Source organism: Pseudoalteromonas sp. NH0006-26, assembly GCF_057552415.1.
In genome coordinates this window covers 278,074-304,087 of record NZ_BAAJMJ010000001.1, presented here as the reverse complement: position 1 = coordinate 304,087, position 26,014 = coordinate 278,074, and the positions used below count along the sequence as shown (strand labels likewise).

Genomic DNA, 26,014 nt, shown 5'->3' with positions numbered 1-26,014 from the left:
AAGGTAAGTTAATTTTAAAAATAAATTTAATTTTTAGCTGGCTATCACACACTTATTACGGCCTGTTTCTTTGGCATGATAGAGCGCTTTGTCAGCACATTTATATACTTGGTCAATATCATCACTATGTTGTGGCCAAGTGGCGATACCAATAGATACATTTATATAGCCTACTTTTGCCATTAATGTGCTGGCTACTTGGTTGCGTAAACGCTCAGCAATAACAAACGCACTATCACTATTTTCGTTAGGTAATACTAGTAAAAACTCTTCCCCACCGGTGCGTGCCACAATATCGTGCTTGCGCGATAGCGATTGTATAATGTGAGTAAGGGTTTTTAATACTTCATCACCCGTATCATGGCCAAACGTATCATTAACCCGTTTAAAAAAGTCGATATCAATTTCAAGCACAGCAAACGGTATATGTTTATCCATTAGGTTTTCAAGCAATATGTTTAAGCCACGTCGGTTATGCGCGCCAGTTAGCGGATCGGTAAGTGCATCTTGACGTAATTGCCCCATTTGCGATTGCAAAACATGAACGCCTTCTAACATCGCGTGTTTAAGCTGGTTACTTTCGAAGTACCAAGACTTAATACCTTTAAGATGATCCACATTTTTCTTATCGGTTGATAAATTGGCGCTATCGGCTAATAACCTTAACGGCTTAGCAATATAGTGAGCTAACATAGCTATTAATAAAAAAGTAATGAGTACTATGGGTAACATTCGTTTAAGCACCAGCCCTTGAAAAGTGTCTAACTTAGCAAGTGTTGCTGCTTCACTTCGCTGCGAAACAATCCCCCAATTAGCAAGCTCTACGTGGGAAAATCCGGCCAGCATGGTCACTCCCTGACTATTTATAACCCGAGTGTATCCATCTTCACCTTGCAACACTCGCTCTATTACTGGGTTATTAAATACTTGCTCACCAATGCGCTGAGCCTCAGGATGATAAAGTAAGGTTTTGTTGTCAGCGACCACGTAAAAGTACGCTCCGCCATCGTAACTATGCTGTTTCAACAAAGCATTTAAAATACTTTGCTGCTCTAAATAAAAGCTACCGCCTATATAACCGTAATAATTCCCCGCTTGATCAAACAAGGGGTAAGAAAGCACTACAATTAAATTATTAGCAAGCGAAATATAAGGCAGACTGACCTGCGGACGTTTTAGCTTAAATGCTTGCTTAGAATGGGGTGAATTAACGGTTTTATTAATAATATTTAAAGACACAGGTGAGGCTGCTTTAACCACACCTTGCATGTTTATGGCAACTGAATTAAAGCTATGTGTCTGATTTAAAAGTCGGTCGGTTTCAGATTGAAGTAACTCAGTGTTGGTAATATCATCAGCAATAATTTTAGCTGAAAACTCTAGCTGCTGCATTGCCGCTGCTAAAAAATGCTCAGTTGCTGAGGCTAACTTACTGGCAAATACATGATTACTTTGTAGGGTATCTTCTATTACCCGTTCTTTTTGCATTTGATAACTAATATATAAACCACTAAACAAGATAGCAGCTGCAGCGGGTATAGCTAACAAAAGAATTAATTGCCTAAGCTTAAAAGTAAATGGTAATCGAAAACGCAACTTAATATCATCCTAAGCAAATAAAAACGACTGCTATGCACTGCATACACCATTAATATAATACATAAATAGAACTAAGTGACCTAATTTTTGTTATTTTTAGGATAATTAAATCATACGGTTTATATTTGCTGGCTTTTGCAGTTAAGCTCAATAATAGTTAAGCTGCATGCACTTTATTTTTATTTAGCCTTGAGGTGTGTGTTGCTAAATAAGTACTTGTTATCGTCTTCTCTTTTTTTAATCGGATGTTTCATGCCAATAAAATCTTCTTTTGCCGATTCTTCGCTGTCACTTAAACAGCAACTTGGGCAAAAGCTCATGCTCGATTTGCGCTATTTTTGTCACCAAGGTAGTAGCCAGCGCTGTAGAACGCCATTAACCGAATTGCCCGATGAATTAGCAAAAGCAATTAGCCGTTATGATATTGGCGGGGTAATTTTGTTTTCTGAAAATACCCAAAGCATCGAACAAATAATTAGCCTTAATCTGCAACTACAACAAGCTGCATCTGCATCAAAATCAGGCTTGCCACTGTTTATTTCTATTGACCAAGAAGGCGGACGCGTTGCTCGCTTACCTCGCGAAGTGGCCACCTCATTCACCGGTAATATGTCAATTGGCGCAACTTATCCTGAGCATGGTACTTATTTTGCTTCCCAAACAGCACAGGTACTGGCCTCTGAACTCTCAGAGCTTGGCATTAATGTAAATTATGCGCCTACGGTTGATGTGAACATGAACCCTGACAATCCGGTCATTAATGTACGCTCTTTTAGTGAAAACCCCGATGAAGTTGCGGCACTGGGCGCGGCACAAGTAATTGAGTTTGAAAAAAACGGTATTATTAGCGCTATAAAACACTTTCCAGGACATGGCGATACCAATGTAGATAGCCATACAGGCTTACCTAAAGTAATGCATTCAAAAGAAGTTATTTACGCTCAAGATTTAGCACCGTTTAAACAGATTATTGAGCAGCATAGTCCGGGTATGATAATGACCGCACATATTCAATACCCTGAGCTTGATAGCAGTACATTAACCAATGTAGAGGGTAAGCAAATGATAAAACCCGCGACCATGTCGCGTAAAATCATGACCGATATCCTTCGCGATGAGCTGAACTATCAAGGTGTAGTGGTAACTGATGCACTTGATATGGCAGGTATTAGCCATTTTTTCAGCCCAACTCAAGCGATTATAAACACCTTTGCAGCAGGGGTTGATATTGCGCTGATGCCAATAGAAATTAGAACGCCTGAGGATATAAATAAACTTGATGCGCTCATTGACTCTTTAGTCAGTGCAGTTAAAACAAAACAACTAAACGCAGACGAAATTGCCCATTCGACGCAGCGTATTACCTCGCTTAAACATCAATTTAAATTACACGCTTTGCCTAACCCCATTAATGCATTAGCCAATGCCAAACAGGTTATTGGTAATAAAGCACATCGTGAATTAGAAGCATCACTGGCGTTAGCGGCAATTACCCAAATAAAAAACAACAATAACACTTTACCGCTTAAACTTAGCGCGGATCAGCATATTCATATTATTATGCCCGACACCCGCAAGTGCATGGCAATGCAACAAGCAATTACAGCATTAAGCTCTCAGCCACTAAGTTTTAGTTGCAGCAGTTTACAGGGTTTTGATCCAAGTGAAGCGCAGCGCAACATAAACCAAGCAAGTATTGTTATTGCTGGCAATGCAACGCCGAATCAAAGTGCAGTGGAAATTGGCGGCATGGATGATTTAGCCGATAACCCAAACTTTGCCTTAAATAACGCAGAGCAACCTAAAGCGCTTGAGTCATTACTAAAAATGGCTAAACAACACACTCCCACGGTATTTATTAGTTTACGTGCACCGTATGACATTGCGCAATTTGGTGACTATGCTGATGCAGTGCTTGCTTCCTATGCTTATAATATTGATATGGATAAAAACGAGCTGGTGTCTGGGCCTGCCTTTACTGCACTGGCGAAAGTATTATTAGGCCAAGCTCCAGCCAAAGGCCAATTACCGGTAACAATTAAACAATCGAAGAGCCATTAATATGAAACTTAATTGTGATTTAGGCGAGAGCTTTGGCGCATGGCAAATGGGCCTTGATAACGATGTTATGCCCCATATTGATATGGCAAATATTGCTTGTGGCTTTCATGCAGGTGATTCGAGTGTAATGGCGCATACCCTAAAGCTGGCTAAACAACATAATGTTATGATTGGCGCTCACCCAAGCTACCCCGATAAACAAGGATTTGGTAGGCGTTCAATGAGCATGAGCGTGGCTGAGCTCACTCAATGTTTGCACTATCAAATAGCCGCCCTTGATGGCATGGCAAAAGTACAAGGGCTAACCCTTAGCTATGTAAAACCCCATGGTGCGCTATATAACGACATGATGACAAACCAGCAACTACTCACCACTGTTATGGGTGCAGTTGCCAGTTACCCTGCAAACTTAAAGTTAATGATACTCGCCACAGCCGATGCCAAGCTACATCAAACAATGGCTCGCCACCTTGGACTAACACTCGTATTAGAAGCGTTCGCAGACAGGCAGTACACTGACCAAGGGCAATTAGTACCACGAAATATAGCCGGCAGTGTGCATAACAAAGACGCATTATTAGCTCAGGTTAAGCAGCTTTTAGCCAGTAACAGTGTAACTACTCAATCTGGAAAATCGTTAACGCTAGTCGCTGACAGCATTTGTGTGCATGGCGATAACGCCCAAGGCATTGCAATTATTGAAGAGATAAAGGCGCTTTGCTCAGCCAATAACTAAAGTCAAAAATACAGATTAAGCTGTAAACCCCCTTTACAGCTTTTGCTTTCTTTTACCACCTGCATTCATTGGTAGTTTTAAATGCGAGCTTCGTCGCATCTGACTATAAATTATCCCTCTACTACCCTATAAATAGATTAGTGATTTAAAACAGGGATAAACAATGAAAACGCTTTTAGCTATGAGCCTTATACTAGGTAGCAGCCACTTGGCCGTTGCCAATACCGATACATTGCAACTTCAAGATATATTCAACTTAGAATATGCCAATCAAATAGATATTACTGACGACGGTAACACAGTGTATTTTGTCCGCAACCGCATGGATATTAAAACCGATCGCAAAGTCGGTAATATTTGGTCTGTTGATTACAGCACAGGACAACTACAACCCTTAACATCTGGTGTATTTATGGACTACTCGCCAGTGTTGTCTCCCGATGGGCAGCGCCTTGCGTTCATCTCTAACAGAGATGGCAGTAATCAAATATACATGAAGTGGCTTAAAACGGGTGCTGTGGCAAAAATTAGTAACCTTACTAATGCACCTCGCTCAATCACCTGGTCACCTAATTCTAAACAACTGCTGTTTAGTATGTTTGTTCCTGAAATAAGCTCACCTCCTGTCAGTTTGCCTGGCAAACCTAAAGGCGCTAGCTGGGCAGACCCTGCTAAATTTATTGACGATGTTTACTACCGTGCAGATGGCAGTGGCTATAGTCAAAAAGGATTTAATCAGCTATTTACTCTTAATGCGAATGGCGGCAATGCACAGCAACTCACTAACGATAACTTTGATTACAATGGCGGTGTAAGCTTTAGTAAAAACGGCGAATCACTTTATTTTTCAGCCAATAGACACGCTGAACATGCACTCAAGCCAACCAATAGTGAAGTGTACCAGCTTAATTTAAACACGTTAGAGATCACCCCACTGACCGACCGTAATGGGCCAGATCAACAACCTCAGATCTCACCTAACGGTCAGTACCTTGCTTATACTGGCTACGATGACAAGCGCACTAACTATGAAAATACTCAGCTTTATATTCGTGATTTAAAAACCGGTGATACCCAAAGTCTGACTCCCGATTTCGATCGCAGCGTTGGCCAAATACAATGGAGCGCAAATTCAAAAGGCCTCTATTTTAGCTATGCTGATGAAGGCCAAACCGCACTCGCTTATCAACCTCGAAGTGGTAAACGTAAGGTGATTACCGAACAAATAGGGAGCGTGGCGTTTGGGCGTCCTTATTCTGGTGGTGATTTTGATATTAGTGAAAATGGTGATATTGCATTTACCTTGGCTGATACCCAGCGCCCTGCTGATGTAGCTACAATAAAACGTGGCAAAGTACAGCGTTTAACCGATTTAAACTCAGATGCACTACAAACTAAACAGCTCGCCAAGGTTGAAGAGCTATGGTTAAAATCAAGCCACGACGAGTTACCAATACAAGGCTGGGTTGCTTACCCGCCGGGTTTTGATAAATCAAAAAAATACCCACTGGTGCTTGAAATCCACGGTGGTCCTGTTGCTAACTATGGCCCTCATTTTAGTGCTGAAGTTCAATTATTTGCTGCCAAAGGAAATGTTGTTTTATACATGAACCCGCGAGGCAGTGACTCGTACGGTAAAGAGTTTGCGCAAACTATTCATCATAATTACCCAAGCAATGATTACGATGATTTAATGACAGGCGTTGACGCGCTAATCGATAAAGGTTTTATTGATGAGTCTAAGTTGTTCGTTACCGGTGGTTCTGGCGGCGGTGTATTAACCGCGTGGATTGTAGGCCATACGGATCGCTTTGCTGCAGCTGTGGTTGCAAAACCAGTGATTAATTGGATCAGCTTTGTACTAACTGCCGACTTCTATCCATTTTTTGCCGATTATTGGTTTCCAAGTAAACCTTGGGACCATATTGAGCATTATATGAAGCGCTCACCAATCAGTTATGTTGGCAATGTTAAAACCCCTACCATGCTACTGACTGGTGAAGCAGACTACCGTACGCCAATTTCAGAAACTGAGCAGTTTTATCAAGCCTTAAAATTGCAGGGTGTTGATACCGCGATGGTGCGCATTCCAAACGCTTCACATGGTATTACTGCCCGTCCATCAAATTTAATGACCAAAGTGGCATATATTCAATGGTGGTTTGATAAGCATTCGAAATAAAACGTCGAATTATGAGTGACGAGCTATATAAGCTCGTTGCTCGAAGCTCGAAGCTCGAAGCTCGAAGCTCGAAGCTCGAAGCTCACAAGTGTAAACCCCCTTTACAGCAATAATGTGAGTAATCCCTTACATACTTAAACTAAATATCGGACTTAGTTTCAAGCTGAGTTGGTAAAAATTCGGTTTATACTAACTCAGCTCCTTTGAGTTAGTAAAAAATCGGTTTGAGTCACTGTTTATAAGCCCTCAGTTAGTAAAAAAATGTTTTATAAGCTGCAACAGTTAGTAAAAAATCGGTTTATTACTTTATAAACCCCAGTTAAAAATCTTTAAATTAAGCGTTTATATAGTCAAATTAAGGGTTAGAAAGGCAAATCTACCCTTAATAATGAAGATAATGGCTGTTTTCAACCTGGTTAGTTAAAACCTGATCTGCTTTTTGAACTAGCTAGTTAAATCGTGATCTGCTTTTAATAAGTTAGTTAAACTCTGATCTATATGTGGTCAAAAGCGGTTAATTTATTGTGCTTACACGTGTCAAAGCGTAATCAACATAAAGCCCTCACAGCCAAGCATAAACATCCTTTAAATTTAATTTACACTTTTAACCTGCACTGCAGTGAAAACTCTCACTAACCAAGTAGCTAGTAAAATACTGATCTATTAAATTTTGCCTTTATGCAGGCATAAAAAAAGGGCCTTGCGGCCCTTAAGTAACACTATCTAGTTGAATTAGAATTGGTTCATGGTGTTAGCTTCACCACCGGCTTTAAGTGCATTCTCACCAGAGAAGTACTCTTTGTGCGTATCGCCAATGTTTGAGCCTGCAAGGTCTTGGTGCTTAACTGACGCTTGCTCACGACGGATTTCTTGACGTTGTACGTCACGTACATAAGCCAGCATACCTAAGTCACCGAAGTAACCTTCAGATAGAATATCTGTGCTTAGTGCCGCTGTATGGTACGTTGGCAATGTGATTAGGTGATGGAAAATACCAGCTTCACGTGCGCCATCGCGTTGGAAGTTTTGTACTAATAAGTCTGCAGCTGCAGCAAGCTCTGTTGCATCCATTTCTGGAGCCATAAGCGCTTTGTTGTCATCAATACTTGGGTAAGCGCTTAGATCACGACCTGCTTCTTGCCACTCTTGGTATACTTGCTCACGGAACTTAAGCGTCCAGTTGAACGACGGTGAGTTGTTGTATACTAATTTAGCATCTGGAACTTGTTCTTTAACGCGATTTACCAGCTCTGCAATTTGTTTTACTTGTGGTTTTTCTGTTTCAATCCACAGTAAATCAGCGCCTGACTGTAAGCTAGTTACACAATCTAGTACTACGCGGTCTTTCTCAGTGCCTTCGCGGAACTGGTATAAACCGTTATCTAGGCGTGTAGGCTTACAAAGTTGGCCATTAAGCTTCATTGCCGTTTCGCCTTCATTTAAATCATCAACACTGTTTACCGGTGTTGTTTCTAAAAATGCATTGTATTGGCTTGCTAAGTCACCTGGTTTTTGTGAAACCGGTACTTTTTGCGTTAGGCTTGCACCTAGAGAATCGGTACGCGCAACGATAATACCGTTATCAATACCTAGCTCTAGAAACGCGTAACGTACTGCATTAATTTTAGCTAAAAAGTCTTCATGAGGAACGGTAACTTTACCTGCTTGGTGACCACATTGCTTAGCGTCTGATACTTGGTTTTCGATTTGGATAGCACAAGCACCCGCTTCAATCATCTTTTTAGCCAGTAGGTAAGTCGCTTCTTCGTTACCAAAACCTGCATCAATATCAGCAATGATTGGCACAACGTGCGTTTCAAAGTTATCAATTTTATTAAGCACGGCTTGAACGTCGCCGCCGTTTGCTTTTGCATCGTCTAGCTCATTGAATAAATGGTCAAGTTCACGTGCATCAGCTTGCTTTAAGAAAGTGTAGATTTCTTCGATAAGTGCTGGTACTGATGTTTTTTCGTGCATACTTTGATCTGGAAGTGGGCCAAACTCAGAGCGAAGCGCTGCAACCATCCAGCCACTTAGGTATACGTAGCTGCGTTTAGTTGTTTTTTGGTGACGCTTAATTGCCATCATCATTTGTTGCGCAGTAAAACCATGCCAACAACCTAAAGACTGCGTGTACTGGCTTGTGTCTTTGTCGTATGCCGCCATGTCTTCACGCATAATGTCAGCAGTAAATTGTGCAATATCAACACCAGAGCGAAAACGGTTTTGTAAACGCATGCGAGTTGCGTATTCAGGATTAATAGTTTTCCATGCACTGCCTTGTGATTGGCATAGTGTTGCTAGTGTATCTGTTTCGCCTTGATATGTTGTCATAATAAAGTCCTTCGAACGGGTATTAATATTTATTGTTGAGAGAGTGACTACATCGCGTTAGCTCTGTAGCGCTTAATTAAACATTAGGCTTATTTTTTAGATTTAGTAAATTTATAGTTGTTATTGCGGCTATACATATAGTGAATGGTTAAAAAGCACTCAAAGCGACTTTTTTGCGATATGGTAAGTGTACGCATATAAAAAATGCACTCTGTCGGACCGTTTAAGGATTTTAATTATGAGCCACACTCTCACCCACTCTGGACTCAGCGTTGATAAGCAACTAGCTGAATTTGTTAAAAAACAACTATTACCTGGTACCCATCTAGACGAACACCAGTTTTGGAAAAGCTTTGCTCATATAGTGCAAACACTTACTCCGCTGAACAAGTCGCTACTCGCTAAACGTGAACAATTACAAAAGCAGATTGATGACTACCATGTTGCTAATGAAAACGGTGATCAAGCCCAGTACCAAGCGTTTTTAAAAGACATTGGCTATTTAGTTGATGAACCTGAAGACTTTAATATTGAAACCCAGAATGTAGAGCCAGAAATAGCATTGACTGCAGGGCCACAGTTAGTGGTACCGGTTAGTAATGCCCGTTTTGCTTTAAATGCTGCTAATGCACGTTGGGGTTCACTTTACGATGCACTATACGGCACAGACGTACTCAGTGAAGACGATGGTGCAGAGAAAGGGACTCAATACAACCCAGTGCGCGGCTTTAAAGTAATGGCTTACGCCAGACAGTTTTTAGATAAAGCGCTACCGCTTGAAAATGGCTCGCACATCGAAAGCACTAATTATTCAATTGTGGATGGCGCACTTGCTATTACATTACGCGACAGCTCGCACACTACGCTTAAAAACCCTGAACAACTCGTTGGCTATCAAGGTGAGGCACAAAACCCAAGTGTTATTTTACTTAAAAACAATGGATTACATGTTGAGCTGCAAATAGATCATCACCACCCTATTGGCCAAGCTGATAAAGCAGGGCTAAAAGATGTGGTACTTGAAGCGGCGCTGACCACTATTATGGACTGTGAAGACTCCGTTGCTGCAGTGGATGCCGAAGATAAAGTGCAAGTGTACAAAAACTGGTTAGGCTTAATGCAAGGTAACTTAGTTGAAACGTTTAGAAAAGGCGACAAAATGGTCGACCGTACGTTACAAGCCGATCGCCAATACACAGGTCTTGATGGCCAAAAACTGACCCTAAAAGGGCGCAGTATGATGTTTGTGCGTAACGTTGGGCATTTAATGGCAAACCCTGCCATTACCGATGTAAGTGGTAATGATGTGTTTGAAGGCATCATGGATGCCATGTTCACCGCAACAGCCGCACTGCACGATTTAAACACTAAAAATGCCATTCAAAACTCAACTGCACAAAGTATTAATATTGTAAAACCAAAAATGCATGGCCCTGATGAAGTGGCATTTGCTAACACTTTATTTGGTATGGTTGAAGAGGCACTAAGCTTGCCGAAAAACACCCTTAAAATGGGCATTATGGACGAGGAGCGTCGTACTTCTTCTAACCTAAAAGCCTGTATTCATGCAGCTAAAGAGCGCGTTGTATTTATTAACACCGGCTTTTTAGACCGCACCGGTGATGAAATACACACCTCTATGCAAGCGGGTGTTGTACTGCCTAAAGCCGCTATTAAAGCACAGCCTTGGATCAGCGCTTATGAAGATCGTAACGTCGATATTGGCCTAGCCTGTGGCTTAAGCCACAAAGCACAAATTGGTAAAGGTATGTGGGCAATGCCCGATAAAATGGCGATGATGATGGAGCAAAAAGTTGCTCACCCTCAGTCAGGTGCAAATACGGCTTGGGTGCCCTCCCCTACTGCCGCTACATTACACGCAATGCACTATCATGATGTTGATGTATTTAGCCTGCAGCAAAGCATTGCCACGCGCCAAATAGCAAGCCTAGAAAGCTTGCTAACACCACCGCTAATGACAACCCCAGAAACACTATCAAAAGAAGATATTCAAAGTGAGCTTGAGAACAACGCGCAAGGCATTTTAGGTTACGTAGTACGTTGGATTGATCAAGGAATAGGCTGTTCTAAAGTGCCTGACATTAACCATATTGGCTTAATGGAAGACAGAGCGACCTTACGTATTTCAAGTCAGCATATCGCCAACTGGCTGCATCATGGCGTGTGCAGTAAAGAGCAAGTACAAAAAGTGATGGCAAAAATGGCTAAGGTTGTTGATGGCCAAAATGAACATGACAGCCTTTACATTCCCATGGCAACTAATGAGCAAACACTGGCTAATAGCATTGCCTACCAAGCGGCTTTGGCACTAGTATTTGAAGGCGTTAGCCAACCTAGCGGTTATACTGAGCCGCTACTGCATAGCTACCGCTTAAAATATAAAGCACAGCACCATAACCTAGCTGAATAGCTGAATAGCTGAATAGCTGAATAGCTGAATAGCTGAATAGCTGACATTTATTTAACACTAAAAAAGCGCGTTTTGCCTACACAAAACGCGCTTTTTGTTTTATTAAGCGGCAAAATAGCTAAAATTCGCCTAGTTAAAACTACGAATTAATTTTTAATGGTCGCGTTGTGATAAACATTTTGTACGTCATCGCAATCTTCAAGCATATTGATAAATTTATCAAAGTTGGCAATCACTTCTTCATCAGTAATTTCAACATGCACTTGTGGTACAAAGGTAATCTCATCAATTTCAAAGTTAATGCCTTCAAATGCTTCTTCTAATGCCGTTTTAGCTTTAAAGTACTCAGTATGCGGTGCAAACACCGACACCTTGCCATCTTCGGCTTCTACATCAGTAACATCAACATCAGCCATCATCAGGGCTTCTAACACCACTTCATCGTCGTCGCCTGCAAACCCTAAAACAGCGAGGTGATCAAACATATGAGCAACACAACCAGGTGTGCCTATTTTTGAATCTGTTTTAGTAAACGGTAAGCGCACATCTTTAATTGTACGATTAGGGTTGTCAGTTAAACAGTCAACAATCACCATACAATTACCCGGGCCGTAACCTTCGTAACGAGCGGTTGAGTAATCTTCCCCTGCCCCACCGGCTGCTTTTTCAATTGCTTTTTCGATTACGTGCGCGGGAACTTGGTCTTTTTTGGCTTTTTCAATTAAGCGGCGCAATGTTTGATTTACATCGGGGTCGGGTTCACCACTTTTGGCTGCAACGTAAATTTCTTTACCATACTTTGAATTTACTTTAGTTTTTGCGTTGGCGGTTTTAGCCATCGAACTTTTGCGGACTTCAAATGCTCTGCCCATCTTGTGCCTCTATTGAATACGTTCTGTTTTTGATATTTTACCAATTCAAAGCGTATTGGGCTAGTGGTTCAACATGTTATGCTGCGCAAAAGCAGCTGGGTATTAATTTAAATAATACCCGTTATGCTATTAGCGAAATGAAATACAGTGCAATTTAACATAATTCAACTTTTTCAGCGTAATTGTCAATTAATGTTACCAATTCATCAAACGCATGAATAACAAAATCGGCTTGTTCGGCATACGCGGGGGTCACATCAGGTGCATACAAACAGGCTCGCATTTTTGCATTATGGGCCGCTTGTATATCATATAAATAATCACCAACGTAAATAACATTATCAACGGGCATTGACCAATGGCTTGCAATAGTTAATAAAGCACTTGGATCGGGTTTAGCCGGTGCGTCTGTTCGGGTGAGTACCATTTCAATTGGCAACGGATTGTGTTGTAGCTTTAGTGTGGCCGCTTTATCAAAATTACGGGTCACAATAGCCATGGGGATATTTTTAGCTTGCAGAGCGTTGACAGCTGCAACAACGCCGGGTAAAAACGTCGCCGTTTGCGCGTCGAGTAGCTCATGCTGATGAACTATATTCATTGCTTCTTCACGCATGTAGGGCGAGGGCAATTGCTCTATATATTCAAGTAGGTCTAGCTCTGCAGGACAACCTACTTGGGCTTTTATTAATGAAAAGTTTAATTCTGATGATACTAAGGTTCCGTCTAAATCAAAGATAACACCTTTGATTGCCTCAATTTGCGTTTTCATTTCATTCCTTGCGCTAAATAATTAGCTCATTTTGCTGAGTTTGCTTTACATAAAAGAGTATATCAATAAACGTATCGGAAAGAGCTCAGTCCATTGCACTCCCAGTATAGCTCATTTGATAACACAATAGCTTGGGTTTGAATAATATCTGTTGTAATGGTTCTACGATGAAGTAAATTAACGCGATCAGCTAATCTTTGGTAAAAAAGTGCGCACCTTATAAAAGATGCGCGGTGGGTTAGTTAGTTTCAAATCGCGCTTCAAGCCATGTATCGTCTTGGCTAAAGTTTAACGTTTTAACTTGTCCTCGCCCTTCAACATTTACCATATTGACTTGCGCAGGCCACAAATCGCGAAGTGCGCCATTACTCATTCTGACGCCTTCAATCTCATCGGGGATCGTTGCTTCTTGGTATACCCAAAAGAACTTACCATCCACTTGTGCACCCACATAATTAAGCGTAAGTGGCTCACCCGCTAAGGTTTGCAAAGCAACATGAGACTCAACATATTTAGCAAAGCGTTTTTGGTCACGCTTGTTATTTATGATATCCACTTTGCCTTTAAATAAGTTGCCAACAGCATGCTCTGTGTCATGTAAGTAAAAACGATGCATCAATTCAATATTGTGCGTGCGCTGATTAAATAACACCGTGGTAACGGATGATTTTAATTGATGCGCCATACTCGGCGCAGCAATTAAAAAACAAACAATAATAAGCAAAAAGCGCATTATTATTATTCCTCGCCGTTATTTTTTTCGTCTTTTGGCTCGTCTTTTTTCAGCTCAGTTTTAATATCTTGCATGATATCACGGCTTACTTTTGCCTTACTCTTTTCACGTTTGTACACTTCAATACGTGAAGGAATAATACGACGTGGGTAGTGATTATTTTCTACATTCACATCCGCTGTTTCCCAACCTGGATCAACCGTTACTGAGGTGAGCGGTTTGTTTTTGTCGGTAATAATCAGCTTTTGTACATTTTTGTGGTTACGACGCCAAATTTCTGCAGGAATGTAACGCTCTTCTTTAGTGCCATCTTCATACGTTAGCTCTAATAGAATCGGCATCACTAGGCCGCCTAGATTTGAAAACTCCATAACATAGTAGTTTTTATCTTCCTCTAGTGCGCGATCGAGTGTTTTACGCTCCCATGGTTTTAAGCCTTTTAAAAACTTGTTGTACGCATTACGTTCTTTATTGGTAACCGTAAAGCGATCATTTTCGTCATAAAAGTCGGTCACATCTGGGTTTTTCTCAACCCAGGTTTTTTTACCTTCAGCACGATTACGTTCAACAAATAATGAGCTTGGCTTATTCGCTTCAATATCACGTAATCGTTTAAAGTCGATATCAGGGTTTTTGGTGTCTAACCGTAATTGATATACTTTATCAAGCGAGATATCAACATGGTCTGTGGTGTAAAACCAACCACGCCAGAACCAATCTAAATCAACGCCTGACGCTTCTTCCATAGTACGGAAAAAATCAGCTGGAGTAGGACGCTTATATTTCCAGCGCTGTGCATACTCTTTAAACGCAAAATCAAATAATTCACGACCTAGAATAACTTCACGTAAAATATTTAATGCTGCAGCTGGTTTAGTGTAGGCATTAGGGCCTAATCGAAGCACACTGTCTGATTGCGTCATAATAGGCACTTGAGTTTCAGACTTCATGTACGCCACAATGTCACGAGGCTCAACCCCCCAAGGAATGGTTGGATCCCATTCACGTCCAGCAACACCATCTAAAAAGCTATTTAAGCCTTCATCCATCCAAGTCCATTGGCGCTCATCTGAGTTTACAATCATAGGGAAATAAATATGCCCCACTTCATGAATAACAACGCCGATTAAAAAGCGTTTTTCTGCTTGAGAATAAGTACGTGTACCATCATCTTGTAAGTCTGTTCGTGGACCATTAAAGGTGATCATTGGGTATTCCATCCCCCCTACTGGACCATTAACTGACTGTGCAGTTGGGTAAGGGTAGTCAAATGAATATTTCGAATACACTTCCATGGTATGCACCACAGATTCAGTTGAGTACTTCTTCCATAAATCGCCACCTTCTTTAGGGAAAAACGACATCGCCATAACCAGTGGTTGCTCATTCCCACCTTGTTGGTAACCTTTAGCATCCCACATAAATTTACGTGACGACGCCCATGCAAAATCACGGACATTCTCTGCTTTAAAATGCCACGTTTTTGTTTTGTCTGTACCGGCTTTTTCGTTTTCGAGTGCTTCTTCTTCAGTAACTACAAATACCGGGCGCTTTGCTGTTTCAGCTTCTTTTAAGCGTTTACGTTGAGTACTGGTTAAAACTGAGCTTGGGTTATCAAGCTTACCGGTTGCCGATACAATATGGTCCGCTGGAACCGTAATTTCAACGTCGTAGTCGCCAAATTCCAAGGTGAATTCACCGCTACCTAGAAATGGTTTGTTGGTCCATGCTTCGTAATCAGTATACGCAGCTAAACGAGGGAACCACTGTGCCACTAGGAAAATATCGTTACCGTCTTCTTCAAAGTGCTCATAACCTGCACGTGCACCTACCGCATCTTCTTCAACTAAGTTAAACGCGAAGTCCATGCTAAACTCAACATCTTTACCCGGTTTAAGTGGCGTGTTTAAGTCTATACGCATTAGAGTATCAACAACTGTTACGCGAAGCGCTTTACCATCTTCATCTTTAACATTGCTAATGGTGTAACCCAGCTCATTGTCGTTCATAAACTGCTGACGACGTAAATCACCTAAGCTTAATTTAGCAGGCTTGGCATCCGGTTCGTTTTGTAGGGTACTTTTAAAAGTTTGCGTGGTTTCTGCAATCGAGTCATTTTTAAAAATGTTTTGATCAAGCTGTAGCCATAAATATTTAAGCGTATGCGGTGAGTTATTTTTATATTCAATTGTTTGACTCCCCGTTAAACGACGCTTTTGCTCATCAAGCTTTACATCAATATCGTAATCAACGCGTTGTTGCCAGTAATTTTCTGCCGGTGCACCTGCGGCACTTCGGTAAACATTAGGGGTAGGCAAAGCTTCATCTAATTGACGAAACTTATCAACATAGCTGCCTTTAGTTTGTTCAACAGATGAGGCCATCACAGAGCTCGCCATTGCCAAAGGCAATACAAACGCACTCAATGTAAATAAATTTTTCTTCATTGTTAATCCTGATCGATTTTAGTGACGCTACTGTGACAAATTTACAGCTAAGCTTCAATAAAATAGCGATAAAACCCTGCTTTTACAGGGTGATATTCCCCATCTTTATGTAAATACTATTTATAGTGTTTCATACCATAAAAAAGAACGGACATTTCGTCAGAAATTTAATAAAAAACAAAAGCAATTAATACGCTAAACAAAACTGTAAAGGGGGTTTACATATCACTAAAAGTAGAGATAAAACGAAAAAACACAGCTATTTTCATTAAAAATACTAAATAACACAGTTTTAGGTTGATCTTTACTATGGTTTGTAATTAGAATCGCCCACTTTTTTAATTTGAGGGTACTTTTTTAGTGTTTCTCTCAAATATTTTTTGTTCTAACTAGTCGTATTAAGTGTGGTGAGTTTATGGATTTTTATGTCCTAAAAAAGCAGCAAAAACTAATTGCAATACCAGCAGACGTGCAAAATTGTAAGCAGTATATTAACTCAGGCTACCTGTATATTGATAAAGTGGCTGCTTGTAATGAAACTAATGCACTGGAAGTATTACATGCTAAAAAAGCGAAAGCATTAAAGTGGCCTTTAACAATCGCCCTTGCTGCTTTACCCGTTATTTTTATTGCTTGGTATATTTTAAGCTAAAGCGATACTTGCATCTTTAATTGCCTTGGGTATATTGGCGCTCTTATGGTTTTTTAAGAGCGCAAAATGAAAGTTCTTCACACTTCAGACTGGCACTTAGGTCAGCAATTTTATGAACATGATCGCCGTCATGAACACCATGCTTTTTTCTCTTGGTTATTAACCACCCTCGTTAGCCAACAAATCGACTTATTACTGGTCGCTGGCGATATTTATCACACTGCCACCCCCAGCGCTAGTGCAGAAAACCAACTCTATCAATTTATAAAGAATGCCAAAGCACAGTGCCCACAATTACACGTGGTCATAATTGCCGGCAATCATGACTCCGCTAATCGTATTTTGGCCGCACAGCCCTTATTAGCTCAGTTTGATACCCATGTTGTAGGCCGCTTTGATCCCGCCAACCCCAATGACGTGGTAATAACAATTAATAACAACGACAAACACGCTGTGGTACTCGCTATGCCGTTTTTACGCACCAGCGACGTAAGTGCACTAAGCCAGAGTGAAGAGGGCCCTAGTTACCCACAAGGCGTTGCTAAAGCTTATCAACTGGCACTTGAACATGCGTTAACGCTTAACGCTGAAAATACGCCTTTAATTGTTATGGGTCACTTGCATGCCAAGGGTGGAAATATTTCTGGTGACTCTGAGCGTAACTTAGTTATTGGCGGTGAAGAAGCCATTTCAGCGTCAGTATTTGGTAAGCATGCCAATTACGTAGCGCTAGGGCATTTACACAAAGCGCAGTTAGTGGCTAAAAATGAGCACATTCGCTACAGCGGTACACCTATTCCAATGTCGTTTTCAGAAAGGAAATATACCCATCAAGTCAATGTGGTTGAGTTTAACGTACAAAAAGACCAACCGCTAAGTACCACTGTAAACCCCCTTTACATTCCTAGGCTCGCTGAAGTAATTGTATTACCCGAGGGGGAGTGCGTCCCTTTAGCCAAGCTATGTGAGCAAATAAAAGCACTCGATACACAACAATACGAAATAGCGCCATACTTACGAGTAAAGCTAAAATCCAGTGATATCGATACCACTTTTCGTGAACAAATTGAACAAGCACTAAAAGACAAGCAGGTTAACTTTTGTGGTATAGAGCGAGTACGCGATCAGCAAGTGAATAATTCCTCAGAAACGGTATTTGAGGATTTAAGCTTTGTAGAAATGCTCAACCCAATTAATTTGCTAGAACAAGCCTTTAATAACGACAAAGATATGGCCGGAGAAACCGTACCCAGTGAATTAAAAGCGCTATTAACCGACGTTATTGATGAACTTGAACAGGAGCAGCTACTATGAAAATAACCGCCGTACGTATTCATAACTTAGCCTCCATTGCTGATGCCGAAATCGACTTTTTAGCATCACCACTCAAAGACGCAGGTTTATTTGCTATTACAGGTGACACTGGCGCAGGAAAAAGCACCGTACTTGATGCCATTTGTTTAGCGCTTTATACGAAAACTGCCCGTTTAAAAGGCGATAAAGGCAACCTAATTGATTTTAACGGCGATAACATAAAGCTTAACGATGCCCGTAATTTATTGCGCCGTGGAAAATGGGAAGGCTATGCTGAAGTAGATTTTAGCGGCCAAGATCAACAACTTTATAGAGCACGCTACAGCATTCAACGAACGCATAAAAAAGTAACCGGCAAACTAAAAGTAGCCGAGCATACTTTGCATAGCTTACCTGATGAAACCTTAATCGCCGACAAAAGCACCACCATAAAAGCCATTGAAAATAAAATAGGCCTCACTTTTGAGCAGTTCTCCCGTGCAGTGCTACTAGCACAACACGAGTTTGCCGCATTTTTAAAAGCCACTGGCGATGAACGCGCACAACTTTTAGAGTGCCTTACCGGCACCGATAAATTTAGTCGAATAGGCCAGCGTATATTTGAGCGTAATAAAACAGTAAAAGATAAATTTGAATTACTAACAGCCAGCTTAGCCAGTTACACGTTATTGTCTGATGAAGAACTCAGTGAGAAAAAACACACTCTTGATGAACTTAAAAAACAAACTGAACACACAAAAATAACGTTGGCCAACACAGAGCAAGGTGTTAACTGGTACAAGCAAGCACACAGTTTAGAGCAAGCATTAACAGCGGCCCAACAAAACGAGCAACAAGCAAGTGATGCACTTGATGCGGTTAAAGTGCAAACTGAGCAAGCCAAACAAGCACAAAGTGCGCTTGAAATTAAAGATAATCGCCAGCGTTTTAAAAGCTTAACGGTGCAAAACAGTCAGTTAAATTCACAAATTAAAGAATTAAACGCGCTAGATCATGCCGCGCTTATTAACGAGCAAACAAGTAAGATTAAAAAACAACAAAGCGAATTAGCAACAGCAAAACAACAACAACAAACGGCTGAGCCACTGATTACAAAGGCACGTGAACTCGACAGTCAATTAGCTATTTTTACGCAAAGCATTACAAGCCTGACACAACAAAAAACTAAAGAGCAGCAGCAATTAAACGAGTTACAACAGCAGCTACACCAAAATAATCTCAGTGTGGAGCAGGCAACAACACAAAGCGCCCACCATAAGAAATGGTTACAAGAGAACAATCAACTTAAGCCATTGGCCACTGATTGGAACTATTTTAATCACAGCTTTAAGCAGTTTTTTAATACTACAACGCAATTAAAAACACTCGAGCAACAAAAGCAAGCAACTACTTTGCAGCTAAGCACACTCGCTACCAAGCTTAATGAGCAAAATAAACAGCTTGAACATGCAGAGCAAGTGCTAAGCACTGAAAAACAAAACCTAAATAAACTCACCCAACAGCAAGAGCAATTTAGTATTGAGCAGTGCGATAATCAGCTTAAAAACATCGATTATTTAAAAGAGCAGCGAGCGCGTTATAAGCAATTTAATCAAGAGCTAAAGCACACTGCACAGCAACAAAGCAATGTGGCAGAAAAGCTAACTCAGAGTGAGCAAACTAACACTACATTGCTCGCGCAATTAAGCAGTAAAGAGCAAGCGCTGAAACACGCCGAACAATCGCTTAATCAAGCACGCTTGCGCGCGAGTGAACATGTTGAACACTTACGCGCACAACTCTTGCCTAATGAGGCATGTGCGGTTTGTGGAGCCACTGAGCATCCTTTTGCAAACAATCAAAGCCAACCTTTTAATAACTTAATAACCGACTTTGAAAATACTTATACTGGCGCTAAACAACAGCACTTAGATGCACAAACCCAGCTACATCAACATCAAACACAGCATGCGGTTTTAGTCGCAGAGCATAAGCAGCATAGCCAAGCGATTGCTGATGCCCAAGCCAAAATGTTAGACATTAAAAATACCATGCAAGCGGCTAAAACAGATCTTAATGACTTGAGCGTTGAGCAACTTGATGACACCCATAAACAATTAAGCGTGCAAAAAACGCAGTACTTTGCTGCGCAAAAACAAAAAGATCAGTTACAAGAAGCGGTTAACCAACTGCAAAACACGGTTAAAAAAGAACAGACTGCGCAGCAACAATTAAATACCCAGCATGTTGAACTGAATAATCAGCTCACCATGCTTAATAATAAGCACCAGGAATTGCACAGCCAACGCGAAGCACTTATAAGTGAGCTGAATTCTCATTTTGAAAACAGTCAATTTTGGCAAACATTGCAAACCGGCGCGTTAACGCTAAGCGAGCTAGGTGAGCAAGTAGAGCAGTATCAACATCAGCAACTACAACTTGAGCAAACTCAAAAGCAATTAGACAGCGCTAATTTACAGCTGCAGCAACTAACTCCCCTTATTACTAAAGCTGAGCAGCAAATTAGCAAGCTCAACGACGATTTAACCCAGGTACAGCAACAACACAACAATACCCAGCAACAGCGCTTAGCGTTATTCGATAACCAAACGATTAGCGCTGATGACTACCAGGCTCAGCTGAATAGACAAGTAGAGCAGTGCCAGAGTGAATTAAATCAGAGTCAACAGGCACACGATAGCGCCGTAAAACAGCGCGATGAGCACGCTATTACGCTTAAAAACCTTGAGCAGCGCTTCGCCGATAACAGCCAAGAGCTAACCACACTTGAAACACGCTATGGTGCTTGGTTTGAAGAATTTAGCGCGCTTTATGCTGATATTAGCCATCAGCAAATCGAGGTGCTACTGACTATAAGTAATGACGATATTAAAGAGCAGCTAAAGCATAGCGAGCAGTTATCTCAAGCATTAGTTGATGCTCGTGCCGCGCTAAAACAACAGCAAATTGCCAATGAGCAGCATCAGCAAAATAATAAGCCAGCAAACAGCGAAGCACAGTTAATTGAGCAACAAACTCAATTAACTGTGCAGCAAACACAATTACACAATAACTTACTTACGATTAATACTGCCATCGAGCAGCACAACCAAAATGCAAAAGCCCTCGAGGGCAAGCAGGCTGAGCTAAGCAAGCTTAAACAACAAGTAGAACAATGGCATTTACTTAATAAAGTGCTCGGTGATGCAACCGGCAAAACAATGCGTAATTTAGCGCAAACACAAACACTAAAAATATTGCTACATTATGCTAATAGCCATTTAAAAACGCTGAATAAGCGTTACGAACTTACAGCAATAGCTGATTCACTTGATATAGCGATTATTGACCGCGATATGGCCGATGAACAACGTTCTGTAAACACACTCTCTGGGGGAGAATCGTTTTTAGTATCGTTGGCACTTGCATTAGGGCTGGCCTCTTTATCTTCAAACAAAGTGCAAATTAACTCGTTATTTGTTGACGAAGGCTTTGGTACACTAGATAGTGAAACACTTAGTATTGCAATGGACGCGCTAGATTCACTGCAAGCGCAAGGTAGAAAGGTCGGTGTGATTTCACATGTAAGTGAAATGAGCGAACGCGTTGCAACGCAAATTCATGTCGCTAAAAAACCGGGTGGATACTCCACCATAAACGTAATTTAAGGAAATAGTATGCCCACTTTTACAGGCGAAGAAGCACACGAGTATGATAACCGTATTACCCGTTTAGTCCCAGGTTACGAGCTATTACATCAACTAACCAACGCACAGCTAAGCGCAACGTTAACTGATAACGCCCATATTTTAGTGGTAGGCGCAGGCACAGGTAAAGAAATCGCAGCGCTGGCGAATATTAATTCTACATGGCAGTTTACCGCTCAAGATACCTCGGACGACATGTTAGCCATTGCTAAGCAACGCTTTGTAGATCAAGGTATTGACTCACGAGTCAGCATTGAGTGCCAACCAGTAGATAAATTAAAAGTTAAAGCCGACGCGGTATTATGTTTATTGGTGATGCATTTTGTTGAAGATAACGGCGATAAAAAGCAGTTATTAAAGGGGATTAAAAACAATCTTAAAAAATCCGCACCGGTATTTATTGCTGACTTAATGCGCCCAGAAACCCCATTTGAAAGAGAAGCGCAACTTAATACGTGCCAAGAGCTTGGCCTTAGCGATGCAGGCAAAACGCAAATGGCACATAACTTAGAGCGTGAGTTTTACCCGCTTGATCGCATGCGCTTTAGTGAGTTACTCAACGAGTGTGGCTTTGGCATTCCAAAACTATACTTTAAAGCACTTGGGTTTAGTGGGTACGTGGTATAAATTTTTTGCAAAAAAAAAGCTAATATCGCATTGATATTAGCTTCATCGCTTAACGTTAGTTTAGCGTGGTGAGTGCGCTTTAAAGCCCACTCCCTTTAAATTAGATGCAAACGATGTTTTCAGCTTGCGGGCCTTTTTGACCTTGAGTTACGCTGAACTGTACTTTTTGGCCTTCAGCTAAAGTTTTGAAACCGTCGCCTGAGATTGCGCTGAAATGTGCGAAAACGTCTGGGCCAGACTCTTGCTCGATAAAACCAAAACCTTTAGCTTCGTTGAAAAATTTTACAGTACCAGTAGTTGTATTAGACATAATAATATCCTAAAAAAATAAATAAAAAATTGCCCTAAAATAGGCGTTTAACAGGAAGAAAACAAACATTTAACTTGAGGATATCGCGAAGGATTATTACTAATAACAACGTGGTACTTACAAATAAACTGGGCTTTCTATCAACCCGATGGCGAGCAGAATAACAGTAATACACTTTATAACAAGCTTTATTTACACTTTATTTTTATAAATAACTGCAAAGCCACTCGCCACAGGCTTTGCAGCGTCATCGTCGCGATTTTTAATTCGGTAATCATTTAAAAATGCAAATTACGCGCTCTTACAATATCTTTCATCACAATGGTTGAGGTTAAACGTTGTACACCTGGTAAGGCTGATAGCTTGTCATCATAAAGTTGCTGAAACGCAGCTAAATCTTTAGTAACGACGTGTAATAAGTAATCTGGGGTACCAAATAAACGTTGCGCATTGGTGATCTGAGGAATAGCATCCACCGCTTGCTCTAATTTGCTTAACGACGCTTTATCACCCTCTTTGATAGTAATAAATACGAGTGCAGAAAAGTTTAAACCCACTTTCTCCGGTGAAATCTCGGTGCGGTAACCGACAATTGCTTTGCTTTTTTCAAGCTCTTTAACACGACGATGACAGGGCGAGACACTCAGCCCAACACGATCAGCCAATTCAGAGAGGGTGAGCCTGCCATCAACTTGTAGCTGCGCAAGAATTTTCCTATCCATGGTATCCATAGCTAATTATTTCCTAAAATGAATGCTTATATCGGTAAAATACAGTAACTTTTACTCATCAGAAAGAAATAAAATAGCTACTCACTTATTTTGGGTTATAGCGCATGGATATTAATATTATTTTTTCTTTTTGGCTGGTGTCAATTTTGTTTGTACTCACCCCTGGAGCTGATTGGGCTTATACAATTAGCGCAGGAATAGCGGGCGACAAAATTGTTCCTGCAGTATCGGGGTTAATACTTGGGCATTTAGTGGCCAGTTTAATAGTGGTGGTAGGGTTAGGTGCGCTATTAGCGTCGCATGCCATCTTTATAAAGCTGTTAACCTTGTTTGGTGCTTTGTACATAATTTGGATTGCCGTATCACTGTACCGATTTCCTCCAATGCCTGCAGCCTATGTCAGTGGCCAACAACACACCTCAGATACGCATCTAAAGTGGATGAGAAAGGGCTTTATTATTAGTGGCTTAAACCCTAAAGTGATGCTGTTATTTTTAGCCTTATTACCGCAGTTTGTATTGCCAACTTTATCGTTTTCTATCACTGAACAATTGCTGGTACTGAGTGTAATTCATTTAGTGGGCTGTGCGTTAGTGTATTGGTTAATAGGAATAAGCGCCAAAAAAATCCTCAGTAACAACCCCGCATTGTCGCTCAAATTTGGACGAGCCTCGGCATGTGTGCTGTTTATTTTAGGCTCGCTAATGCTAGTTGATAGCGCACAAAAACTAACTCACATTGTGTAAAGCAAAAGAGAGCGTGGCTTATCTTAACTGAGCCACTAACTCACTCAAACGGGCAATTTTAATATTACTTAACTGCCTGTAATCAAAATAGGGGCACACAATAATATTCTGGCTTTTATCTATAGCAAACTCATCATCAAGCCAATCAAGTTGGGCGTTTAACTTACCTTGTTGTATCAAGTTTTTAGCGTGAGTTCTTCCCGCAATAATGTGCAACTGGTTTTTATGCTCAGTGAGCACCGGCGCACTAAAGAGTAATGCAGTCCCGCTATGCTGTTGTAACAACAGCTCATCTCGATATGCTTGCCAGCTCACTGCTTGTTTGGCAAATGAGTAATACTCGCTTGGCAGCGCAAATAACACTTTGGCGTACACATTAAAGACTTTTCGCCAGCCATTGCCACAGTGCTGATTTATACTGTTTATTTGCCCACTAACCACAGGCTCTAACTGCTCTAGTATTTCAAAGTAGGGCATAGGGGGCGCTTTTGCGATATACACAGCAACTCTAAATGAATCATCACCTAACCCTATTAACTGGCTGCTCACCTTAACTACTCTTATTTTGCGCTAAAATACGGTCAAGATTATTAGCAAAGTTTTGTCTGTCACTTTGGCTTAACGGAGGCGGCCCGCCACTCATTTCTACGCCGCTTGAGCGCATAGTATCCATAAAGTCGCGTACATTTAGTAAGGAGCGAATGTTTTCAGTGGTGTAAAGCTCACCTCGCGGATTAAGCGCTTGGCCGCCGTTATCAATCACTTCGCTAGCTAGTGGGATATCTCCAGTGATCACTAAATCACCCTTTTCAATTCGTTTAACTATTTCATCATCAGCAACATCAAACCCTGATGACACTTGTAGTCGACTAATAAATTTTGACGGTGGAATGCGCATGGCGTGATTTGCAACCAGTATTGTTTCTGTTTGCGTACGCTCTGCAGCTCTAAATAAAATTTCTTTTATTACCACCGGACAAGCGTCAGCATCAACCCAAATTTTCATGCTAAGTTCTTTAAATTGCTTTACTATTAAAGCGATCCTATAGCAATTTCTAAAGAAAAGGAAACAACATGAAACTCGCTTTTAAAGCTGCATTATTTATTACCATCGTGTTTTTACTCAGTGCCTGTACCAGCGCCCCTGAAGGAATAACCCCAGTTAAAAACTTTGATTTAGAAAAATATCAAGGCAAGTGGTATGAAATAGCACGATTAGACCACTCTTTTGAACAAGGAATGGAGCAAGTAACAGCCACTTATTCAATTAACGATGATGGAACGGTAAAGGTATTAAACAAAGGGTTTATTAGTAAAGATCAGCAGTGGGACGAAGCCGAAGGCTTAGCTAAATTTGTAGAAAACACCGATACAGGGCATTTTAAAGTGTCATTTTTTGGGCCGTTTTATGGTGCCTATATTATTTTTGAGCTCGACCAACCTGATTATCAATATGCCTTTATTACCAGTTATAGCAAAGATTACTTATGGCTTTTATCGCGCACCCCAACAGTAAGTGAAGAGCTTAAGCAGCACTTTTTAAGCCAAGTAAAAGCGCTTGGTTTTGCAACTGATGAGATTATTTGGGTAAATCAAAAACCGCTGTAAAGGGGGTTTACACGCCCCTAGGTTGTAATAAAACGTTCACCTTATTGTAAGGTAAACTAAATAAAGTAGGACTATATTAGCCTCACTTGCAAAGAGACAGGCAGGTGAAGACATAATGACAATCCCCCTTTATTATTGGCAAGCCTTATGGCTTGCCATTTTTTTAGCTCAAT

The 26,014-nt window shown here is 41.0% G+C and carries 20 protein-coding genes; 10 read left to right on the top strand and 10 right to left on the bottom strand.

Going from position 1 to position 26,014, the window contains the following annotated elements; all coding sequences use genetic code 11:
* Nucleotides 1-33: 33 nt before the first annotated feature.
* The gene (locus AC27JR_RS01250) at nt 34-1,548 is read right to left on the bottom strand and encodes a sensor domain-containing diguanylate cyclase (RefSeq protein WP_487172508.1); all 1,515 of its coding nucleotides are present in this window, start codon (nt 1,546-1,548) and stop codon (nt 34-36) included.
* A gap of 303 nt (nt 1,549-1,851) precedes the next feature.
* Here AC27JR_RS01250 and AC27JR_RS01245 point away from each other — a divergent pair, with 303 nt between their 5' ends.
* From AC27JR_RS01245 to AC27JR_RS01235, 3 genes are all read left to right on the top strand, one after another.
* Nucleotides 1,852-3,660, top strand: a complete 1,809-nt coding sequence (locus AC27JR_RS01245; RefSeq protein WP_487172507.1) for a glycoside hydrolase family 3 protein — start codon at nt 1,852-1,854, stop codon at nt 3,658-3,660.
* 1 nt (nt 3,661) lies between these two features.
* Complete coding sequence (locus AC27JR_RS01240; RefSeq protein WP_487172506.1) at nt 3,662-4,396, top strand: 5-oxoprolinase subunit PxpA; 735 nt, start codon at nt 3,662-3,664, stop codon at nt 4,394-4,396.
* Nucleotides 4,397-4,559: 163 nt separating this feature from the next.
* The gene (locus AC27JR_RS01235; RefSeq protein ID WP_487172505.1) at nt 4,560-6,578 is read left to right on the top strand and encodes a S9 family peptidase; all 2,019 of its coding nucleotides are present in this window, start codon (nt 4,560-4,562) and stop codon (nt 6,576-6,578) included.
* 732 nt (nt 6,579-7,310) lie between these two features.
* On the opposite strand, the gene AC27JR_RS01230 is transcribed toward AC27JR_RS01235, so the two are convergent.
* Complete coding sequence (locus AC27JR_RS01230) at nt 7,311-8,912, bottom strand: isocitrate lyase (protein WP_487172504.1); 1,602 nt, start codon at nt 8,910-8,912, stop codon at nt 7,311-7,313.
* A 238-nt stretch (nt 8,913-9,150) separates the two neighbouring features.
* On the opposite strand from AC27JR_RS01230, the gene AC27JR_RS01225 reads away from it, so the two are divergent.
* Nucleotides 9,151-11,343 carry a malate synthase G gene (locus AC27JR_RS01225; protein ID WP_487172503.1) on the top strand — a complete coding sequence of 731 codons (2,193 nt, stop codon included), beginning with the start codon at nt 9,151-9,153 and terminating at the stop codon, nt 11,341-11,343.
* Nucleotides 11,344-11,489: 146 nt separating this feature from the next.
* On the opposite strand, the gene AC27JR_RS01220 is transcribed toward AC27JR_RS01225, so the two are convergent.
* From AC27JR_RS01220 to AC27JR_RS01205, 4 genes are all read right to left on the bottom strand, one after another.
* Nucleotides 11,490-12,215: a YebC/PmpR family DNA-binding transcriptional regulator gene (locus AC27JR_RS01220; protein ID WP_008110762.1), complete on the bottom strand. Its 726-nt coding sequence runs from the start codon at nt 12,213-12,215 to the stop codon at nt 11,490-11,492.
* Between the two features lie 154 nt (nt 12,216-12,369).
* Nucleotides 12,370-12,987 (bottom strand): HAD family hydrolase, encoded by a 618-nt coding sequence (locus tag AC27JR_RS01215; RefSeq protein WP_487172502.1) that lies wholly within the window; start codon nt 12,985-12,987, stop codon nt 12,370-12,372.
* Between the two features lie 238 nt (nt 12,988-13,225).
* A complete protein-coding gene (locus AC27JR_RS01210) occupies nt 13,226-13,720 on the bottom strand; it encodes a DUF6702 family protein (RefSeq protein WP_487172501.1) in 495 nt (164 codons plus the stop codon).
* A 5-nt stretch (nt 13,721-13,725) separates the two neighbouring features.
* Entirely contained in the window at nt 13,726-16,167 is a 2,442-nt protein-coding gene (locus tag AC27JR_RS01205) for a M1 family metallopeptidase (protein ID WP_487172500.1), read from the bottom strand.
* A 415-nt stretch (nt 16,168-16,582) separates the two neighbouring features.
* Between AC27JR_RS01205 and AC27JR_RS01200 the strand changes: the two genes are divergently transcribed.
* The 4 genes from AC27JR_RS01200 to AC27JR_RS01185 all read left to right on the top strand — a co-directional run bounded on the left by AC27JR_RS01200 (nt 16,583) and on the right by AC27JR_RS01185 (nt 22,446).
* Nucleotides 16,583-16,819, top strand: coding sequence for a hypothetical protein (locus tag AC27JR_RS01200; protein WP_076920026.1), 237 nt, complete (start codon nt 16,583-16,585; stop codon nt 16,817-16,819).
* A 66-nt stretch (nt 16,820-16,885) separates the two neighbouring features.
* On the top strand, nt 16,886-18,133 hold the full coding sequence (locus AC27JR_RS01195; RefSeq protein ID WP_131691966.1) for an exonuclease SbcCD subunit D C-terminal domain-containing protein: 1,248 nt from the start codon (nt 16,886-16,888) through the stop codon (nt 18,131-18,133).
* Complete coding sequence (locus AC27JR_RS01190; RefSeq protein WP_487172499.1) at nt 18,130-21,780, top strand: AAA family ATPase; 3,651 nt, start codon at nt 18,130-18,132, stop codon at nt 21,778-21,780. The genes AC27JR_RS01195 and AC27JR_RS01190 overlap by 4 nt, the downstream gene beginning before the upstream one ends.
* A gap of 9 nt (nt 21,781-21,789) precedes the next feature.
* Nucleotides 21,790-22,446, top strand: a complete 657-nt coding sequence (locus AC27JR_RS01185; RefSeq protein WP_487172498.1) for a class I SAM-dependent methyltransferase — start codon at nt 21,790-21,792, stop codon at nt 22,444-22,446.
* 100 nt (nt 22,447-22,546) lie between these two features.
* On the opposite strand, the gene AC27JR_RS01180 is transcribed toward AC27JR_RS01185, so the two are convergent.
* On the bottom strand, nt 22,547-22,756 hold the full coding sequence (locus AC27JR_RS01180; protein ID WP_008110773.1) for a cold-shock protein: 210 nt from the start codon (nt 22,754-22,756) through the stop codon (nt 22,547-22,549).
* A 278-nt stretch (nt 22,757-23,034) separates the two neighbouring features.
* Complete coding sequence (locus AC27JR_RS01175) at nt 23,035-23,478, bottom strand: Lrp/AsnC family transcriptional regulator (protein ID WP_487172497.1); 444 nt, start codon at nt 23,476-23,478, stop codon at nt 23,035-23,037.
* A 113-nt stretch (nt 23,479-23,591) separates the two neighbouring features.
* On the opposite strand from AC27JR_RS01175, the gene AC27JR_RS01170 reads away from it, so the two are divergent.
* Nucleotides 23,592-24,233, top strand: a complete 642-nt coding sequence (locus tag AC27JR_RS01170; RefSeq protein ID WP_076920030.1) for a LysE family translocator — start codon at nt 23,592-23,594, stop codon at nt 24,231-24,233.
* 18 nt (nt 24,234-24,251) lie between these two features.
* Here AC27JR_RS01170 and AC27JR_RS01165 read toward each other — a convergent pair whose 3' ends face one another.
* Together AC27JR_RS01165 and AC27JR_RS01160 are read right to left on the bottom strand one after the other, a co-directional pair.
* On the bottom strand, nt 24,252-24,782 hold the full coding sequence (locus tag AC27JR_RS01165; RefSeq protein ID WP_487172496.1) for a DUF6942 family protein: 531 nt from the start codon (nt 24,780-24,782) through the stop codon (nt 24,252-24,254).
* 1 nt (nt 24,783) lies between these two features.
* Nucleotides 24,784-25,239: a YaiI/YqxD family protein gene (locus AC27JR_RS01160; RefSeq protein ID WP_008110780.1), complete on the bottom strand. Its 456-nt coding sequence runs from the start codon at nt 25,237-25,239 to the stop codon at nt 24,784-24,786.
* Between the two features lie 68 nt (nt 25,240-25,307).
* Between AC27JR_RS01160 and AC27JR_RS01155 the strand changes: the two genes are divergently transcribed.
* Nucleotides 25,308-25,841: a lipocalin family protein gene (locus AC27JR_RS01155; protein WP_076920032.1), complete on the top strand. Its 534-nt coding sequence runs from the start codon at nt 25,308-25,310 to the stop codon at nt 25,839-25,841.
* Nucleotides 25,842-26,014 lie beyond the last annotated feature (173 nt).

Bases quoted from the DNA above. Each gene is read 5' to 3' on its own strand.
- AC27JR_RS01235 (WP_487172505.1), top strand. From the start codon at position 4,560: ATGAAAACGCTTTTAGCTATGAGCCTTATACTAGGTAGCAGCCACTTG.
- AC27JR_RS01220 (WP_008110762.1), bottom strand. From the start codon at position 12,215: ATGGGCAGAGCATTTGAAGTCCGCAAAAGTTCGATGGCTAAAACCGCC.
- AC27JR_RS01200 (WP_076920026.1), top strand. From the start codon at position 16,583: ATGGATTTTTATGTCCTAAAAAAGCAGCAAAAACTAATTGCAATACCA.
- AC27JR_RS01185 (WP_487172498.1), top strand. From the start codon at position 21,790: ATGCCCACTTTTACAGGCGAAGAAGCACACGAGTATGATAACCGTATT.
- AC27JR_RS01230 (WP_487172504.1), bottom strand. From the start codon at position 8,912: ATGACAACATATCAAGGCGAAACAGATACACTAGCAACACTATGCCAA.
- AC27JR_RS01240 (WP_487172506.1), top strand. From the start codon at position 3,662: ATGAAACTTAATTGTGATTTAGGCGAGAGCTTTGGCGCATGGCAAATG.
- AC27JR_RS01170 (WP_076920030.1), top strand. From the start codon at position 23,592: ATGGATATTAATATTATTTTTTCTTTTTGGCTGGTGTCAATTTTGTTT.
- AC27JR_RS01155 (WP_076920032.1), top strand. From the start codon at position 25,308: ATGAAACTCGCTTTTAAAGCTGCATTATTTATTACCATCGTGTTTTTA.
- AC27JR_RS01215 (WP_487172502.1), bottom strand. From the start codon at position 12,987: ATGAAAACGCAAATTGAGGCAATCAAAGGTGTTATCTTTGATTTAGAC.
- AC27JR_RS01160 (WP_008110780.1), bottom strand. From the start codon at position 25,239: ATGAAAATTTGGGTTGATGCTGACGCTTGTCCGGTGGTAATAAAAGAA.
- AC27JR_RS01190 (WP_487172499.1), top strand. From the start codon at position 18,130: ATGAAAATAACCGCCGTACGTATTCATAACTTAGCCTCCATTGCTGAT.
- AC27JR_RS01210 (WP_487172501.1), bottom strand. From the start codon at position 13,720: ATGCGCTTTTTGCTTATTATTGTTTGTTTTTTAATTGCTGCGCCGAGT.
- AC27JR_RS01180 (WP_008110773.1), bottom strand. From the start codon at position 22,756: ATGTCTAATACAACTACTGGTACTGTAAAATTTTTCAACGAAGCTAAA.
- AC27JR_RS01245 (WP_487172507.1), top strand. From the start codon at position 1,852: ATGCCAATAAAATCTTCTTTTGCCGATTCTTCGCTGTCACTTAAACAG.
- AC27JR_RS01205 (WP_487172500.1), bottom strand. From the start codon at position 16,167: ATGAAGAAAAATTTATTTACATTGAGTGCGTTTGTATTGCCTTTGGCA.
- AC27JR_RS01195 (WP_131691966.1), top strand. From the start codon at position 16,886: ATGAAAGTTCTTCACACTTCAGACTGGCACTTAGGTCAGCAATTTTAT.
- AC27JR_RS01175 (WP_487172497.1), bottom strand. From the start codon at position 23,478: ATGGATAGGAAAATTCTTGCGCAGCTACAAGTTGATGGCAGGCTCACC.
- AC27JR_RS01225 (WP_487172503.1), top strand. From the start codon at position 9,151: ATGAGCCACACTCTCACCCACTCTGGACTCAGCGTTGATAAGCAACTA.